Source organism: Enterovibrio baiacu (assembly GCF_004120195.1).
GTDB lineage: Bacteria > Pseudomonadota > Gammaproteobacteria > Enterobacterales > Vibrionaceae > Enterovibrio > Enterovibrio baiacui.
Genome location: NZ_SCHN01000009.1, coordinates 203,871 through 220,076 on the forward strand (window position 1 = coordinate 203,871; position 16,206 = coordinate 220,076).

Sequence of the window (16,206 nt, forward strand, 5' to 3'; positions counted from 1 at the left end):
ACCATAACTTTATCAGTTGCATGCGTTAGTGCTTTTAGGCTCAAAGGTGTGAGACAAAGATGAATGGATGGTTTCATAACGATATGCTTTTTGTATTGTTTAGTTGCCATCCATCTTGAATCTCAATGACAAAAGCCCGTTCCTCCCTCATCAGTATTGACGCCACGCCTTATTACCACTGTGTATCCCGTTGTGTTCGTCGGTCATTTCTCTGTGGCTATGATGAGCAAGTGCAACAAAGTTACGAACATCGCCGCGGATGGATTGAAAAGCGGCTACTTGCGTTAGCTAGCGCGTTTTGTATCGACGTATGCGCGTACGCCATCATGAGTAATCACTATCATGTGGTTTTGCATATCAATGCTGAAAAGGCAAAAACGTTGTCAGATGTTGAAGTCGTTGAGCGTTGGCTCACTTTTCATCATGGACCAGCGTTAGTTCAGCGATTCATGCAGGGGGATGAACTGTCAGAGGCTGAAACTGAAAGGTGCAATGAGATGATTGAAGAGTGGCGAGAGCGCCTTGTCTCAATCAGTTGGTTTATGCGTTTGATCAATCAGCACATTGCCTCAGAAGCCAATCGAGAGGACGATTGTACCGGACATTTCTGGGAAGGGCGCTTTAAAAGCCAAGCATTACTGGATGAGAAAGCCGTCGCCGCAGCCATGGCGTATGTTGATTTGAACCCTGTACGTTCAGCAATTGCCGAAGCGCCAGAAACGTCGGATTATACAAGCGTGAAAGCGCGCATTGAGGCGATAGAAAGTAATCAAACATCTCCAGTAGGGCTGTTTCCTTTTGCTGGAAACCCGCGAGAGAGCATGCCAGCTGGCATTCCTTTTCTATTGATGGATTATCTTGCCTTGGTTGATTGGACTGGTAGACAAGTGCGGGATGATAAACGTGGAAATATTGATAATACTTCGCCGCCACTGCTAGAAAGACTAGGATTTGACGCTAAAAGTTGGTTGGAAACATGCACACGCATTGAGCAAGGCGGCATTGTCGGCACTGAAAATTCAATAAAGGCGGCGTTACCTCACTTGCAGCGAAAGCGATTTTCAGGCTTTCGGTTGCCAAACCGCTAAATCAAGCTCCCCCTCCAGAAAATACGATCCCTCAGGCGCGAGCTTGAGGTTTTTGTTGCGTGTCATTCAGTCAATCTCCGTAAATTATGGTTCTTACTTAGAGATAAGATAGATTTTCTCGAAAGAATAAACTGTTCGATAGAGCGAAAGCGTCATTCTCGGTGTCAAGCTGGGATGGTTTTTAAGTATGTCTGTCCTTGTTTTTTCTTGTTTTTTCAACCATCTTTCTCACACAGGCAATGATGGCGACTTTTTTGGGTTTTCCAGCATTGACCAAACGTGTATAGGTTGCCTTAAAAGTAGGGTTACATTGCATCGCCAACATCATTGCCATGTAAAGAACTGTCCGTACTTGAGCACGTCTTCCTTGGATGACGCGTTAACGTCCACTTTCTTTTGTCGTGGAAGCGTGCTTCACACCTTGAACGTGCGTTATACCGCAATCAATCATCTAACCTTTTCATCGCTTTACGGTATACATCGCTATGTTCGCGTTTTCCGACAGCTAAGACGATTACAATGATGACATCGTCTTCAACTTTGTAGACAAGACAGACGGTAGCCCGATTGACGTAGCTTTTTCTTAAATTGTTGCTGCAGAGTAGAGCCAAGTTTTTTCCACTCTTTGAGTGCGCTCTTTTTAAAGTCGAGTTTATAGGTCATCAATATCTATCGAAATGCTCTCTTCAGATTCACGCTCTTTCTCAATGGCTAATAGTTCAAGCTCTTCGAGTCTGTCCATCATCATTTCGTACGCTTCGGCAGGTACGCAATAAAATGCTGGCTCATTTCGGTTCAATACAGCAACAGGTTCACCGTGAGCACTCGTTGCAACTTTCATCGGGTTAGCTTTCAACTCAGTAATGCTTGCAGCAACATCAGCTAAAATTCTAGTGGTCATTTAATAGGTCTCTTAAGTGGTCTTTATTTTGGTCATTTTAGCCTCAGCTAAGCGGTTTAACAAGTTGCTTACGGCGGTCTCACTGCAGCCTGTATTTCCCCAATCTCGCTTAACATCGTTCTGCGTGGCTTTAGCGTATTGGCCACTGGCTTCGGGGGCGGTAATCCTCTATTCCGAACCTATTGAGATAGTATTTTCCAAAAAAACACTCATAATCTTGCTTCAAAACACTTAACGAAAAATTATCCATGACTGATTTTCAATATTACTTTCATCAAGCGCCTTGTTTTAACTGTAAAAATACCAAAGTAAGCACCGATCTTGGTTGGTTAACGGCAGCGATGAAAGAGGATGTCGTTGCACAAATGGCGGCGATTATCGCGCAAGGGAAGGTTGAGCCAGAGTTTTCGGTGAACGTGACGTGCACGAAAGAGGAAGCGCGCGATTACTTACTGCTTAATTTCTACGGTTACTCAGAAAAAGACCTTGCGAGCCAAGTGAAAGCGGAAGATGAGCAAGAAGTGGCGGATGAAATCGCAGAGCTTCTAGCAGAAGGTAACGACGCCGTTTTTGAACATGAAATTTCACTGCAACATTGCAATGATTGCGACATTGACTAAGCGTTAATCCACGCGAAAACATGTGCTCTGCACAAAACAAAAAGCGCCGTTTTTATACGGCGCTTTTTTCATACTCGTATCTACGAATGCTTAGCGAATCACTTCAATCTCGACTTTCTTACCGAGCGACATGGCGAGGTTATTGTCGTAGTAGGCGGCTTCGTTGATGAAGTGCGGGTAGGCATCGTAATCGCCTTCCCAGCAGACTTCTGAGCCGTCAAACAGGGTGAAGATGGGGTCGCCGTTGCGCAGTACGGTAAAGTCAGCATCTTGCACATTCTTATGCACCATGCCTAGGCGTTCGCCGTCTTCACTTTCTGGCAGCTTTAGCGTTTCTTCATAGCGGTAAGCAGAAACCGTCGCTGGCAGCTCAGGCACTTCGTTCTTATTGAACAGTTCCACGAAATCCAGAATGTGGGCGGTCATTTCGTCCATCCAATCCAGCACATCTTGGCGAACCACGGATTGTGGTTGCGGGCCAATTTCAACAATAATGCCTTGGTCTGCGATTGAGCAGAGGAAGTAATGCTCTTCCATCGAACAATGGTCTTCAAACAGAATAACGGCGTTTGCCATACGTGAAGACACATACGCAGCAAGTTGGGTGTTAAACGCATCTGCTTTCAGCAAGATGATGGTTGGGCCCATGTTGCTGGTGGTGTTGTGCAAGTCTATAACCAAATCAGTGCGGGCATTGCCTTTCGGGCCAAGCTGCGCGTTGATCACTTTGGCGCGGCTTTGCTCGTAATTGCTTAATTCCATGTTCGCGAGATCGGCAGGAAGGAACTGTCGGTTGAGGTCGACGTCGAGATAGCGTTTGTTATCGCGAAAGCCATTGGGGTTAGCAAAGAGTGTTTCCGTTTCAAAGCTCGAGCGGCTGATCAGTGCAGGGGAAGCCTGCCACTTTTTAAGAAGATAAATACCACTGAATTCGTTGCCATGGGTACCGCCGACAATGGCTACCCGATTGAATGTGCTCATCCTTGTCCTCTCCTGATAGACGAAAATTCAATATATCAGGGAGATGAGCAATCCCCAAGCGCTTCGACATACTTGAGGAGTGCATAATCATTCAATAATAGTGAGGTTATTCGGTATACCAACGGCCTTCGTATGCACTTGAGTAGTCTGGCACGTCGGTGACTTTGTTATCAGACGTTGGTTCCAACGGCCCTGCAACGGTGCGAAACGGCAAAATACCCGCCCACACATCAATGTCCATGTCTGCCAAATCATCGTTCACACCGTGACGTCCAATTTTCACCGAGGTTTCATCCAGCGGCATCACCAACATTTCTGTGGCGGTGAGTTCTTTTTCATTGCCGGGGCGCGCTTCTTTGCTTCGTCCCGGTGCGATTTGCTCAAGGAACGCATCCAGTGCGACGGATTTTTCTTCGTTGTCTTCCACCACTGAAAAACGACCAAATGCCATGGCGCAGCGATAGTGCGCACTGTGGTGAAAGGCGGAGCGTGCCAATACCCACGCATCAAGTATCGAGAAGGTCATGCTACATGGTTCGCCGCTTTTCAAATGCTTCAACATTTGGCTGTTTTTCGCGCCGTGGATATAGACCTTGTTGCCGATACGCCAAGCAAGCATGGGTATAACAGTGGGGCCGCGTTTGTCACTAAACGCGACGTGCGCCAGCTTGGATTCATCAATGATGCTGTATAGCGCTTCTTGATCTTTTACTGCCTTGTGCGCGCCTTTTCTTACGCGCGTTCTCTCGGTTGTTCCTACTGTCATCACATTCCCCTTTTTTGGCGCTATGTTGTTTTTGCTTGTCCGTTGACTTGCAATCTACGGATAAACTGGCACCTTAAATAGAGCCAGTTTTAATAACTCAATAGATCCAATTTTGAGGCGGGATACCATGCAACCCATTGATATCGGTGATTTACGCTTAGATGCGGGCAATACGTCTAAGCAAAGTGCTTTGTACCTTGCGATTCAAGACAAGATTTTGAATGGCCAGTGGCCGACAAACGGACGCTTACCCGCAACCCGCTTGTTGGCGGAAGAATTGCGCGTCAGTCGAAACACGATCACAGCGGTGTATGAGCAATTGAAAGCCGAGGGCTACATTGAGAGCCGACGCGGGGCAGGGTATTTCATTCAATGGGCAACGCCGGATCACTATTTACACACGAACACGCAGGGCGATCTTCAACGATCGGTGCCGCCTACTTCTCTTTCAGACTCGCCCTTAGAAGGGGAGGAAACGGATCAACGTCCACCGTTTGATGCGCATGTTCGAAATCGACCTTTCGCGCCTGGGGTGCCTGATCTTGCGCAGTTTCCTTACAAGAAGTGGGCGCGATCGCTGCAATGTCATTTTCAACGGTCGATTCTCGGTGGGCAGAACGACATTCAGGGCAATCTTGCGCTTCGCCAAGCCCTGAGTGACTATCTGTCATTTAGCCGTTCAGTGGATGCATCGCCGCAGCGCATCATTATTACCGTGGGCGCACAACAAGCGCTGTATATCGCCATTAACGCCATTCTTGATGCGGGTGAGAAGGTGATGATGGAAAACCCCGGCTACGCACAAATGCGCAAGGTGCTCGATCGCAGCAAGATTGCTGTGTCTTATTTGCCTGTCGATGCAAAAACCGGCGTCGATATTTCATTGCTCGATCAGTTTGATGGTAAAGCGGTGTACCTCACACCGAGTAATCAATACCCCATGGGCACGAGTTTAAACACCAATGATCGTATGCGATGCATTGAGTGGGCGGCGCAGAAAACCGACGGCAAGCAGGCAAGATGGATCATCGAAGATGACTACGACAGCGAGTTTCAATTCGCTAACCGTCCTTATCCTTCCTTGCAGGGGCTCGCGACCAAGTTTCATGGCGACGCCGCCAACGTCATTTATGTTGGCACCTTCAGTAAAACCCTGCTGCCTGCGATTCGTGTCGGTTACATGGTGGTGCCTGCGTCATTGGTTGAGAAATGCTTGAGCGTGAAAGATGCGATCGGCGGTGACTCAGCGATGCACATTGAAGAAGTCTTGGCGGAGTTCATCGCTGAAGGGGATTACCTGCGTCACATCCGAAAAATGCGCACCTTGTACCAAGAAAAGCAGCGGGTATTTGTTCAAGCATTGCATGAACATTTCGGCGATCGTATGGAGGTCATTAGCCAAGCGGCAGGGTTGCATGTCACCTTCCGATGGCAAGGCGGATTCACCGCGCTCGAAGCCAAAGCATTGCTAGAAGAAAAGGGTGTCACGATCCGTACACTGGCATTTTACTGCGATGCTGAGACTGTGGATGAAGTGCCGGATTGGATGCACCGCACGCTGGTGGCGGGTTTTGGCAACAGTTCTTTAGAAGATATTCGCCAAGGTGTGAAGAAACTGGCCGAATGCTTTGAAGCGCAATGCTGATTACGTCGAATGATGATGCAATCTTTTGTTTTCGTTTTAAAAAAATAGGTGATTCGCATTTTTGACATTATATGCAAAAACGCGTCTAACGCCGTATGTGAAATAAAGATGTAACGCTAAGATATCGTTAGATTAATGGATTATGTCGAGAGGATGGATGGACCCCAAAATCAATGACGCGAGTCGTCGTCCGTTAGCGGTGCGACAGAGTGCTCTCACGCAACGCATTGCTGTGTGGATTAACAATCATGATATTACGCCGAATCAGATTTCGTTGATGAGCATTGTGTTTGCCGCATTGGGATTTGCGGCAATGCTTGGGTACCATTTCTTCGCATCAAGTGTGCTTTTACTGGTGGCGGCAGTGTGTATTCAGGGGCGTCTGCTGTGTAATTTGTTCGACGGCATGGTGGCCATTGAAGGCGGCAAAAGTACCGCATCCGGTGAGCTGTTCAATGATGTGCCTGACCGTATTGCCGACCCTTTACTCATCATCGGCGTAGGCTTTGCCACGCAGCATGAAAGCGGAATGTATTTGGCGTGGGCCTGTGCGCTGGTCGCTGTTCTCACGGCGTATATTCGCGTGTTGGGTGTCAGCATGGGGACGAAAGCGGATTTTCGTGGCCCCATGGCGAAGCAACATCGCATGGCGTTGTTAACGGGCGCACTCGTGGTGCTCTTTCTTCAGAACCTGACAGGCTTTTTTGCAGATCTTCCTGTCAACATCATCGAATTGGCGCTTGTTGTCATGCTGCTAGGCAGCTTAGTGACATGCTGGCGACGTTTGGTGTTCATCTATCAGGACGTTGAAGGTGCAGCGTTGAAAGATGGGGATAAACAATGACCTCGATTCTCCCTCATTCTCAGCATGTGATGGTCTCTGTTTTCGCCGCGCTTGTGGCGGGTACGGCAGTGTATCTTTGGAAATCGCGCACCACGCCCGACGGGGATTTTCTGGAATTAAAGCTCAGGATCCGCTCCTGGTGGTGGATGGTGGGCATTATCTTTATCGCGCTTTTCTTGCCCCTTCAGTACACCATTGTTTTCTTCGGTTTTCTGAGTTTTATGGCGTTGAAAGAGTTTCTTTCGATTGTGCCAATACGCTTAGCTGACCGACGGGTCATTTTCTGGGCGTATCTTTCCATTCCGCTTCATTATTACTGGCTCTCCATTGAATGGTACGGGATGTTTATCATCTTCATTCCCGTCTACATGTTTCTTTATCTGCCGATGGTAGCGGTGTTAATTGGTGACACGAACGGATTTATTCGCTCAGCGGGGGTGATTCACTGGTCAATGATGTTGACGGTATTTTGCCTCAGCCACATGGCGTATTTACTCGTGCTTCCGAGCAAAAACCCCGATGCAGGATCGCTCGGTATGCTGCTTTTCCTTTTGATCTTCACGCAGTTCAATGATGTGAGCCAATACGTGTGCGGGAAGAGTTTTGGGAAGCGGAAAATCATCCCGAAAGTCAGCCCGAACAAAACGTGGGGAGGATTCATTGGCGGCGGTATTACCATCGTCGTGCTTTCCTATTTTGCGGCACCGTATTTAACGCCGCTTACGCCGTTAGAAGGCATGGTCGCAGGGTTGATCATTTCGTTAAGCGGATTTATTGGGGACTTGGTCATTTCTTCAGTGAAGCGGGATTTGAAAATCAAAGACACGGGTCATCTCATCCCTGGGCATGGCGGTATTCTTGATCGCGTGGATAGCTTGATGTTTACAGCGCCACTGTTTTTTCATTATATCTATTACTTATATTATTGATTATGTTGCCGAAAGTACTGAAAGTGTTGTTTGTGCTGCTGATCGTAAAGCCATTGGTGTTCATTGCGCTTGGCCTCAATGTCATTAACAGAGACAAGCTCCCCGTGAGTGGCCCAGCAGTGCTTGCCGCCAACCACAATAGCCATCTTGATACGCTGGTGTTACTCGCGCTGTTTCCGATTAGCCAAGTGCACAAAGTGCGACCAGTGGCTGCGGCGGATTACTTTCTTTCCAACCGTTTTGTTGCTTGGCTATCGCTGAATGTGATTGGCATTATTCCGATCAAGCGAATGAACTCAGGGGCGGATAAAGACAAACTCTTTGATGAGTGCCACCGTGCACTGCGTGATAACGATATTTTGTTGGTGTTTCCTGAAGGCAGCCGCGGTGAGCCAGAAGTGATGAGCGGGTTGAAAAAGGGCATTTACCATCTGGTCAGGGAGTACGACAAGTGTCCGGTACTGCCCGTGGTGATGCGCGGTCTTGGGTTGTCCCTGCCCAAAGGCACAGCGATGTTTGTGCCTTTCAATTGTGACGTGGTGGTAGGTGAGCCACTGGAAGCGTTTGAGAATTCCGATGCATTTCTGACAGACATGCAGACAGCCTATGAATCGCTAACGAAGCACTGTGTGACCCAAGTGCTTTAATTTTCCCCCAGCGATGTTTTTCTGCTCTTGGTTAGGACAAATCAGAAAAAGAGATGCTCGGATCAGTGTTGGACACAAGCGTCATGCGATTTCGTCGCTAATGCCTTGTTTTACTGTTCGATTTTGATTTTTTTAATCTTTGTACCCAGCGTGATCTAGCCCGAGAGCCAAATCCGCACAGTGGATGAAAGACCGATAGTGATCAATATCACTAACTGAGTAGGGGCGAAATACACTAAAATGTTCGGCTATCATTTTTAGCTTTGAGCCTTTTATCTTAATGACTACTGCAAAGACGCCAGCCACCTTTACTGAACTCGGCCTTATTTCACCTCTGTTAGCACGTTTAACCGAGTTGGAATACCAGCAGCCAACGCCTATTCAAGCACAAGCGATCCCAAGTGCACTTGCGGGGCGCGACCTCATTGCTGGGGCGAATACCGGTTCAGGTAAAACGGCGAGCTTTGCACTGCCAATGTTGCAGCATATCTTTGAACAACAAGGCAGCATGTCAAAAGGCGGCAAAGGCAACTATGTCACAGGCTTGGTGCTGGTTCCTACTCGCGAACTGGCGAAGCAGGTTGCAGACAGCATTAAATCTTACTCTGTGCATTTTAATGGCGCGGTAAAAACCGTTGCGGTATTCGGTGGCGTGTCTGCCAATACACAAATGCTGGCATTGCGTGGCGGCACAGATGTGCTGGTGGCAACCCCGGGTCGTCTGCTGGATCTGATTTCTAGCAACGCGATTAAACTTGATCGCGTGAAAACCCTGGTGCTTGATGAAGCTGACCGTATGCTAAGCCTTGGTTTTACCGAAGAGCTTTCTGCGCTGTTGGCTTTGTTACCAAAGCAAAAACAAACCTTGTTGTTCTCAGCAACCTTCCCAGAAGAAGTCACCTCGCTTGCTCACGCGCTGCTGAACAACCCTGTCGAACTTCAATTGCAAAGTGCTGATGCAAGCACACTGGTTCAACGTGTTTTCACCGTCAACCAAGGTGAGAAAACGGCCGTTCTTGCGCATTTGATTCAACAGAACGCATGGCGACAAGCATTGATTTTCGTGAACGCGAAAAAGCACTGTGAGCACTTGGCAGATAAACTGGCAAAGCGCGGCATTAAAGCGGAAGTGTTCCACGGCGACAAAGGCCAAGGTTCACGTACGCGCGTGCTGGATGGCTTTAAATCCGGCGAGATCGACGTGCTTATCGCTACTGACATTGCCGCGCGTGGTCTGGATATCGAAAAACTGCCTGTGGTGATCAACTTTGATTTACCGCGCAGCCCGGCAGATTACATGCACCGCATCGGTCGAAGTGGCCGTGCGGGTGAAGTCGGTTTGGCGCTGTCGCTGATCGACCATGAGGACTACCACCACTTCAGCATCATCGAGAAGAAGAACAAGATTCGTCTTGAGCGTGAAGAAGTCGCAGGCTTTGAAGTGGATGCGTCAGTGGCTGAAGCCCTCGCGAACGTGGCTAAACCGATGGCAAAACCTGCGGGCAGCGGCAAGAAAAAAAGCAAAAACAAAGATCGCAAACCCTCAGCCGCTGAAATCTGGCTGAAACGACTGTAAGCGATTCACGCACTTTTTTGCGCGATGATAGAGTGAAAAAAGGGTTGGCATTGCCAACCCTTTTTACGTTCCGCTAGCGCTTTTACGGTCTGCTAGCGCTTAAAGCGAGATTTCAATTCTGCTTCTTTTTCTTCTAGCCATTGGTGAATGCGTGGGCCGTTCATCGCAATCATGCCAATGCCACACATCACGAGCAGATACACCCATGCCATCCAACGCAGTGAATCGGGCGCATCAGGTGTCGCAATAAGCGCGATAACCCCGACAGCGATCAATAAGCTTAAAACACGAAAAAACATGGCAAAACGTCCTGTTTGTTGGCCGATAAAACCAGCATACCGCAACGAAAAAATTTCCAAAGTGTATGTTGTCTTAAAGGCTCAACAAAGGCGGATAAAGAAGGGAAAAGGGCTGATACGTCAGCCCTTTTAGGTTTCGAGGGTGTTATTCGCCAAGCACACAGGCCAACAAATTCGGCTCTAAGTCATCTTGTTGGCGATCGGTAATCACTTCGATGCGGCTTTCCAGTGCATCATCCAACTCCATTTCATTCAGCGCGTCGAGGGTGAGGTTGTAACCAAACACGCCCGTGTCTGTGATAAACACGGCTTTCATTCTCACCGCACGAATGGTCGATAAAAACGTTGAGAGTTTTTGGTAGTTGAAGACTTTGCTCGCGGCAAAGCGCCAACCTATGCTCGAATACCCTTCATCTTGATTTTCTGCTTTAAGAAAACCGGATTCAGGGAGCGGCAGCTCAGATGCCAATGGTTTGTCTTGTTTGTGGTGATGATGATGGTGGTGGTGACCATGTGGGTTGAGAAGGTGATTCGCGCTTGGGCCAGACAGCAGAGAAAACGGAATGTCGCCGTTTTGGGTTAACACAATTTCAGTCTGCGGCGCAGCGTGTTCTTTGACGTAGTTGGCCAGTCTCGCCGTGTCGCCCTCACGGTATAAGTCGACTTTATTGCCGACGATTAAATCTGCCATCGCAATCTGCTGATTAAACGTGGCATGGTTTGTATATCGCTCGTCTGAGAGGGTTCTTGCATCCACCAAGGTGAGTGTTTTTTGTAGCGCGAGCACTTCTTGGTAATACTCGGATGTCAGTACTTCGAGCACTTCTTTAGGGTGACCGAGGCCTGTTGGTTCAATCAACAGGCGATCAGGCCTTGCCTCAGAAAGAAGCTGAGAGAGGGCGATTTGCATGGGCAGCCCCGCCGCACAACACATGCAACCACCGGGCACTTCACGAATGAATACCCCTTGTTGCTTGGAGTGTGTCCCTTCAAACAAGCTACCATCGACGCCAATTTCGCCAAATTCATTCACCAACACAGCCCAGCGTTCGTCAGCCGGTTTGCTTTTCAGTAAATGCAAAATTGCCGAGGTTTTACCTACGCCCAAAAAGCCCGTGATGATGTTTGTGGGAACGGCGAGTATCGGTGAGACATTAGAATTCATTCGCTAACCTCTTATAGCCTTCAACCAAGGTATTGTTCGCTGACACCACCGATTCAGAAAAGCTGGCGTATTCAGGCGGGACTTTCTCGATCGCATTGAGATCGAACCCAGGACCAATGTTCGTCATTGGTGGAACATGGTAGGCCGGTGGCAGGTCGGTTCCATCCACCACGCAGTTATGACGAATAACGCAACCCTCGCCAATCGTGGTACGAAACATCACGCTGTTAAACCCAATAAAGACATCGTCGCCGATCGTACAGGGACCGTGAATGATGGAACGATGCGCAATCGAGGTCTGTTTGCCGATGGACACGGCTGCGCCACTTTTCGAATGAATGACGACGCCATCTTGAATGTTTGAATCCCTTTGAATGTGGATAGGCTGCATCTCACCCGTTTCATCGACCTCATCTGCGCGGATCACCGCATAGGGGCCGACAAACACATTTTCTTCAATGATGACGTGACCACAGATGATGGCTGTAGGATCAATAAATGCCTTTTCAGACACATTCGGGTAATGGCCTGATGGATTTTTTCTCAGCAAGTGATTCTCCCTAATTTTCTTTAGATGAAGCGAACCTTTCGCGACCTTGCACAAATAACTTTGCGGCGATATTGGTGACCATAAACAGAACGGTGCAAACACACACAATGGTTGCGCCTGTGGGTGTGTCAAACACGTAGGAACTGCGCAGACCGATGAGGCTGGCACATACCGCGATAAGCGCTGCCATCACCGCCATGCCTTCAGGTGTTCGGCTTAATGGACGCGCGGTTGCGGCGGGCACAATCAGCATGGCTGCGATGAGAAGCACACCGACGACTTTAATGGCAACGGCGACGACAATCGCGAGAGAGAGGGTAAGGATGAATTGCTCGCGTTTAGGGTTAAAGCCACTCGCCAGTGCAAGGTCGGGGTTCAATGTAGAGAGAAGTAACCCAGACCAACGGTAAGCGATGAGCGTCAATACCAGTGCTGCGCCGCCCCAAATCAGCCAAAGATCCGTGGGGCCGACAGCGAGAATATCGCCGAAGAGATATGACATCAGGTCAATCCTAACGCCAGAAAGAAAAGAAACGGCGACAAGACCTATCGCCAAAGAAGAGTGTGCCATCACACCAAGTAAAGTATCCATGGCAAAGCCGCGCCCACTCAGGCTTGAAACTGTCATTGCCATTAATAATGAAACGACCAACACCCCAGCAAAAATCGGGGTCGATAGCGTAAGAGAAAACGCCACACCCAGCACGGCGGCGTGTGCCGTTGCATCACCAAAATACGCCATGCGTCGCCACACCACGAAGCAACCCAACGGGGCGGCAGCCAGTGCAACACCGACACTGGCAAGCATTGCGCGGATTAAAAAATCATCAAACATTTAGAAGGTTCCCGTAGCAGGTTGGCGGCGGGATTCGCGCAGGTTCAATGCCATGTCGTCATGCGAATCAAGGCCAAACAACGCGCGGTATTCGTGTGAATCACTGATGACGTCGGGCTCGCCTTGGCAACAGATGTGACCATTGAGGCAAATCACCCAATCGGTTTGCTTCATCACCACGTGCAGCTCATGGCTGATCATCACAATGGCGCAGCCGCGTGTTTCTCTGACCTTGGCGATTTGTCGGTAAAAGTCTGCGGTTCCACGATGGTCTAACCCTTGAGTTGCTTCATCGAGCAGCAACAAATTCGGTTCGCCAAGCAATGCGCGCGCCAGCAACACACGTTGGAATTGCCCGCCGGAGAGGCTCATTACTTGTTGTTTATCCAAGCCAGCAACACCGGCGTCCGCCAATGCTTGTGCCACCACGTCAGGAGAATGTGTGCGAGGTAAGTTCATGAAGCGCGACACCGTGATGGGCAAAGTCTCATCGATGTATAGACGCTGAGGGACATAACCAATCCGCAAGTCACTGGCTTTGTGTATTTTGCCAGTGCTTGGAGAAAGCGCGCCAATGAGGGTTTTAAACAAAGTGCTCTTGCCAGCGCCGTTGGGGCCAACAAGGGTAATGATTTCGCCAGCATGCACCGAAAGGTTAATGTTGCGGAGAATGTTTCGTTGCCCAAGAAGAACGGACACGTTTTGGCACTCAATCAACATTGAGGCATTTCCTTATTACGACCTGAAAAGAAAACAGCGCTAGATCCGAGGGGTGACGCCTGTTATGTTTGTAATGTTATAACATAACAATTAAGTTTTCTACTCACGTCAGTTTGCGATTGACGTGAGTTTGCCACTTACGAAGTTTTGAGTTTTTTTGACTCAATGAAAGGGAGAAATTCATGCGTCACTCACTGTTTGCTTATGCCGCGCTAGGCTTAGGCATGTCTTTTCACGTTCAAGCAACGCCAAATGTTGCCGTTGATATCGCACCACTTCACTCACTGGTTAGTCAAGTCATGGACGGCGTTGGCGAGCCTGATTTACTTATTCCCCCTGAATCGTCGCCGCACGAATACACACTGCGTCCTTCGCAAGCAAAAGCCCTGTCGAATGCCGATGTGGTGTTTTGGATGGGCGAGGGGCTAACGCCGTGGCTCGAGAAGGCCTTGGACAACGTGGCTGGCTCTGCACAGAAAGTGGAAATGCTCGCGCTAGAACAAACCCAGACGCATGAATACCGCGAAGGTGCGACATTTGAAGCTCATAACCATGGTGATGAGCACCATGATGACGATCATCACGACAAACATGACGACGAGCATCATGACGAGCATAAAGACCATGATGATCACAAAGACCATGACGACCACGACGCGCACAAAGATGAAGGCGGCCATCATGGACACGATCACCACGGTAATGACCCACACGCATGGCTTGATCCTGAAAACGCAAAAGCATGGGTCGCCGTGATTCAGGAAACACTGTCTGCCGCTGACCCTGACAATGCGTCAACCTACCAACGCAATGCTGCGGAAGCGACCGCGTCTCTTAACGCCCTGATCGCAGACACCCATGACAAAATTGGCAAACTCGGCGACGTGAAGTTCATCGTTTTTCACGATGCCTACCAGTATTTTGAAAAGCGTTTTAACGTCGTCGCAGCAGGGGCAATCTCGCTGGGCGATGCAGAAGATCCAAGCCCGAAACGCATCAAAGAAATCAGGGAGACAGTTAAAGCCCTGAACGTGAATTGTGTGTTTACCGAACCGCAATACAACCCAGGTTTGGTGAAGAACGTGTTTGAAGGCACCACCATTACAACCATCGGCGTCATGGACCCACTGGGTGCCGCCATTCCTGTTGGTAGCAAGCAATATCAAACCTTGATTAACGCCATGGTGAACAGCCTGAGCCAGTGTAAATAGTTCTTTATGGAGGCATCGCCTTTGCACGCGTAGGCATGCCAACATTTGCCAGGCTAAAACAAGTCCGGCTGGAGCAAGAGTTACCTCTTATTCCAGCCGGACTTTTTCGTGGTGAATCTGCTGGATTTTCTATCTAGGCGCTATGTTGCACTCGCTCAGACAGGATCCGAATCAGAGCAACGAAGACAACTTACGCTACGACATACGCGACTACATACGCGCAAGCTGGACTTTTCTGTCTTTGTTCACGACGCAGAAGTTACCGCGCTTGGTGCGGCACTTCGAACATCTCTCGCATTCTACTGGGCTTCGATCGCCTTCTTTCCAGCGCTTCACAAGGTGTGGCTCAGAGAGCAAAGGGCGTGAGAGGGCGAAGTATTCAATACCCGTGTTGTTCGCGATGGCTTCAATGGCATCAAAATCGGTGAGGCCACCCACGGTGATCACCGGGATGTTCACATCTTGGGAGATTGCGTGGCCGTATTCATGAAAGTAGCCTTCTGCTTGAATCGTAAAGCCATCGTGTGATTCGCCAATCATGGTGTCGGCTTTACCATGAATGTTGCCAGACATCACGATGCCATCAACGCCCACTTCTTCGAGCTTTTTACACACTAAGCGGGTTTCATCGAAGGTTGCGCCGCCCTCAAAAAACTCAGAGGCGGTGAGCTTCACCAAGATAGGGAAATCGTCGCCGACCAGCTTGCGCGTTGCCGCGTAGATCTCTAACAAGAATCGCATGCGATTCTCTAGGCTACCGCCATATTCGTCTTCACGTTGGTTGTAATAAGGGCTTAAGAACTGGTTGATCAAGTAAGTGTGGGCAGCGTGAATTTCTACGCCATCAAAGCCCGATTGCTGTGCCCTTAATGATGCTTTGGCAAACGCATCAACAATGTAATCAATGTCATCTTTGGTCATGGCTTTGCCAAGTGTTTGCGTCCCTTTTTCTGGTACTTCACTTGGTGCATAAATCACGCGTTCGCCAAGGTCATGCGTGGTTTTCGTGCCACCATACGCCAATTGCATCACGATGTTAGAATCGTTGTTATGAACCATTTGAGTGAGCTTTTTGTATTCCTCGATAAACGAGTCGTTATACATGCCCATCATGCCCGCGTTGGGCTTTTCTTCTTCAACGATGTTAGCGTAACCGGTCACGATCAGGCCGATCTCACCTTGAGCGAGCTCTTCATAGATGGCGTAAAGCTTATCTGTCATATGGCCATCTTCTGTCGCCATATTTTCCCACGTCGCACTTCTCACGAAGCGGTTTTTAAGTGTCATGGTGCCGATGCGGGTTTTTGCAAACAAAGAACTCAAGTCTCATCCTCATTAAAATCGTTTTACGCGAGTGACCCACTGAGCATGGGCACTGATTCACGGGGATAGTACAGAGAACATGGCAGGCAAAACTTAATCTAGATTA

General features: G+C 48.9%; 17 protein-coding genes and 2 pseudogenes. 8 read left to right on the forward strand and 11 right to left on the reverse strand.

Annotation, left to right across the window (positions count from 1 at the left end):
- Positions 1-125: 125 nt before the first annotated feature.
- The gene (locus tag EQP46_RS10415; RefSeq protein ID WP_129493583.1) at positions 126-1,088 is read left to right on the forward strand and encodes a transposase; all 963 of its coding nucleotides are present in this window, start codon (positions 126-128) and stop codon (positions 1,086-1,088) included.
- A 181-nt stretch (positions 1,089-1,269) separates the two neighbouring features.
- Here EQP46_RS10415 and EQP46_RS10420 read toward each other — a convergent pair.
- The 3 genes and pseudogenes from EQP46_RS10420 to EQP46_RS10430 form a co-directional block, all read right to left on the reverse strand.
- Positions 1,270-1,467: pseudogene (locus tag EQP46_RS10420) on the reverse strand (hypothetical protein); the annotation flags it as partial.
- 64 nt (positions 1,468-1,531) lie between these two features.
- Positions 1,532-1,751, reverse strand: a pseudogene (locus EQP46_RS10425) (type II toxin-antitoxin system RelE family toxin).
- Positions 1,741-1,989 carry a type II toxin-antitoxin system Phd/YefM family antitoxin gene (locus tag EQP46_RS10430; RefSeq protein ID WP_129493584.1) on the reverse strand — a complete coding sequence of 83 codons (249 nt, stop codon included), beginning with the start codon at positions 1,987-1,989 and terminating at the stop codon, positions 1,741-1,743. The pseudogene EQP46_RS10425 and the gene EQP46_RS10430 overlap by 11 nt, the downstream one beginning before the upstream one ends.
- Before the next feature lie 248 nt (positions 1,990-2,237).
- On the opposite strand from EQP46_RS10430, the gene EQP46_RS10440 reads away from it, so the two are divergent.
- Positions 2,238-2,609: a hypothetical protein gene (locus tag EQP46_RS10440; RefSeq protein WP_129493585.1), complete on the forward strand. Its 372-nt coding sequence runs from the start codon at positions 2,238-2,240 to the stop codon at positions 2,607-2,609.
- Positions 2,610-2,699: 90 nt separating this feature from the next.
- Here the strand turns inward: EQP46_RS10440 and EQP46_RS10445 are convergent, their stop codons facing one another.
- Positions 2,700-3,590: an aspartoacylase gene (locus tag EQP46_RS10445; RefSeq protein WP_102309819.1), complete on the reverse strand. Its 891-nt coding sequence runs from the start codon at positions 3,588-3,590 to the stop codon at positions 2,700-2,702.
- Positions 3,591-3,696: 106 nt separating this feature from the next.
- Positions 3,697-4,356 carry a pyridoxamine 5'-phosphate oxidase family protein gene (locus EQP46_RS10450; RefSeq protein ID WP_129493586.1) on the reverse strand — a complete coding sequence of 220 codons (660 nt, stop codon included), beginning with the start codon at positions 4,354-4,356 and terminating at the stop codon, positions 3,697-3,699.
- 127 nt (positions 4,357-4,483) lie between these two features.
- On the opposite strand from EQP46_RS10450, the gene pdxR reads away from it, so the two are divergent.
- The 5 genes from pdxR (at position 4,484) to EQP46_RS10475 (ending at position 9,997) form a co-directional block, all read left to right on the forward strand.
- On the forward strand, positions 4,484-6,001 hold the full coding sequence (gene pdxR / locus EQP46_RS10455) for a MocR-like pyridoxine biosynthesis transcription factor PdxR (protein ID WP_129493587.1): 1,518 nt from the start codon (positions 4,484-4,486) through the stop codon (positions 5,999-6,001).
- Between the two features lie 157 nt (positions 6,002-6,158).
- On the forward strand, positions 6,159-6,845 hold the full coding sequence (locus EQP46_RS10460; protein WP_129493588.1) for a CDP-alcohol phosphatidyltransferase family protein: 687 nt from the start codon (positions 6,159-6,161) through the stop codon (positions 6,843-6,845).
- Positions 6,842-7,774, forward strand: coding sequence for a phosphatidate cytidylyltransferase (locus EQP46_RS10465; RefSeq protein ID WP_129493589.1), 933 nt, complete (start codon positions 6,842-6,844; stop codon positions 7,772-7,774). The genes EQP46_RS10460 and EQP46_RS10465 overlap by 4 nt, the downstream gene beginning before the upstream one ends.
- 2 nt (positions 7,775-7,776) lie before the next feature.
- Positions 7,777-8,421, forward strand: coding sequence for a lysophospholipid acyltransferase family protein (locus tag EQP46_RS10470; RefSeq protein WP_129493590.1), 645 nt, complete (start codon positions 7,777-7,779; stop codon positions 8,419-8,421).
- Positions 8,422-8,701: 280 nt separating this feature from the next.
- A complete protein-coding gene (locus tag EQP46_RS10475) occupies positions 8,702-9,997 on the forward strand; it encodes a DEAD/DEAH box helicase (RefSeq protein WP_129493591.1) in 1,296 nt (431 codons plus the stop codon).
- A gap of 92 nt (positions 9,998-10,089) precedes the next feature.
- Here EQP46_RS10475 and EQP46_RS10480 read toward each other — a convergent pair whose 3' ends face one another.
- The 5 genes from EQP46_RS10480 to EQP46_RS10500 form a co-directional block, all read right to left on the reverse strand.
- Positions 10,090-10,296, reverse strand: coding sequence for a hypothetical protein (locus tag EQP46_RS10480; protein WP_129493592.1), 207 nt, complete (start codon positions 10,294-10,296; stop codon positions 10,090-10,092).
- A 145-nt stretch (positions 10,297-10,441) separates the two neighbouring features.
- On the reverse strand, positions 10,442-11,461 hold the full coding sequence (locus EQP46_RS10485) for a CobW family GTP-binding protein (RefSeq protein ID WP_129493593.1): 1,020 nt from the start codon (positions 11,459-11,461) through the stop codon (positions 10,442-10,444).
- Entirely contained in the window at positions 11,451-12,011 is a 561-nt protein-coding gene (locus EQP46_RS10490) for a DapH/DapD/GlmU-related protein (RefSeq protein WP_129493594.1), read from the reverse strand. Before EQP46_RS10490 ends, EQP46_RS10485 begins: the two co-directional genes overlap by 11 nt.
- A 10-nt stretch (positions 12,012-12,021) precedes the next feature.
- Positions 12,022-12,846, reverse strand: a complete 825-nt coding sequence (locus EQP46_RS10495) for a metal ABC transporter permease (RefSeq protein ID WP_129493595.1) — start codon at positions 12,844-12,846, stop codon at positions 12,022-12,024.
- Positions 12,847-13,566, reverse strand: coding sequence for an ATP-binding cassette domain-containing protein (locus EQP46_RS10500; RefSeq protein ID WP_129493596.1), 720 nt, complete (start codon positions 13,564-13,566; stop codon positions 12,847-12,849). It lies immediately after the preceding gene.
- Positions 13,567-13,748: 182 nt separating this feature from the next.
- Here EQP46_RS10500 and EQP46_RS10505 point away from each other — a divergent pair, with 182 nt between their 5' ends.
- Positions 13,749-14,777 (forward strand): zinc ABC transporter substrate-binding protein, encoded by a 1,029-nt coding sequence (locus tag EQP46_RS10505; protein ID WP_129493597.1) that lies wholly within the window; start codon positions 13,749-13,751, stop codon positions 14,775-14,777.
- 210 nt (positions 14,778-14,987) lie between these two features.
- Here EQP46_RS10505 and EQP46_RS10510 read toward each other — a convergent pair whose 3' ends face one another.
- The gene (locus EQP46_RS10510) at positions 14,988-16,043 is read right to left on the reverse strand and encodes an NADH:flavin oxidoreductase (protein WP_240671710.1); all 1,056 of its coding nucleotides are present in this window, start codon (positions 16,041-16,043) and stop codon (positions 14,988-14,990) included.
- Between the last annotated feature and the right edge of the window lie 163 nt (positions 16,044-16,206).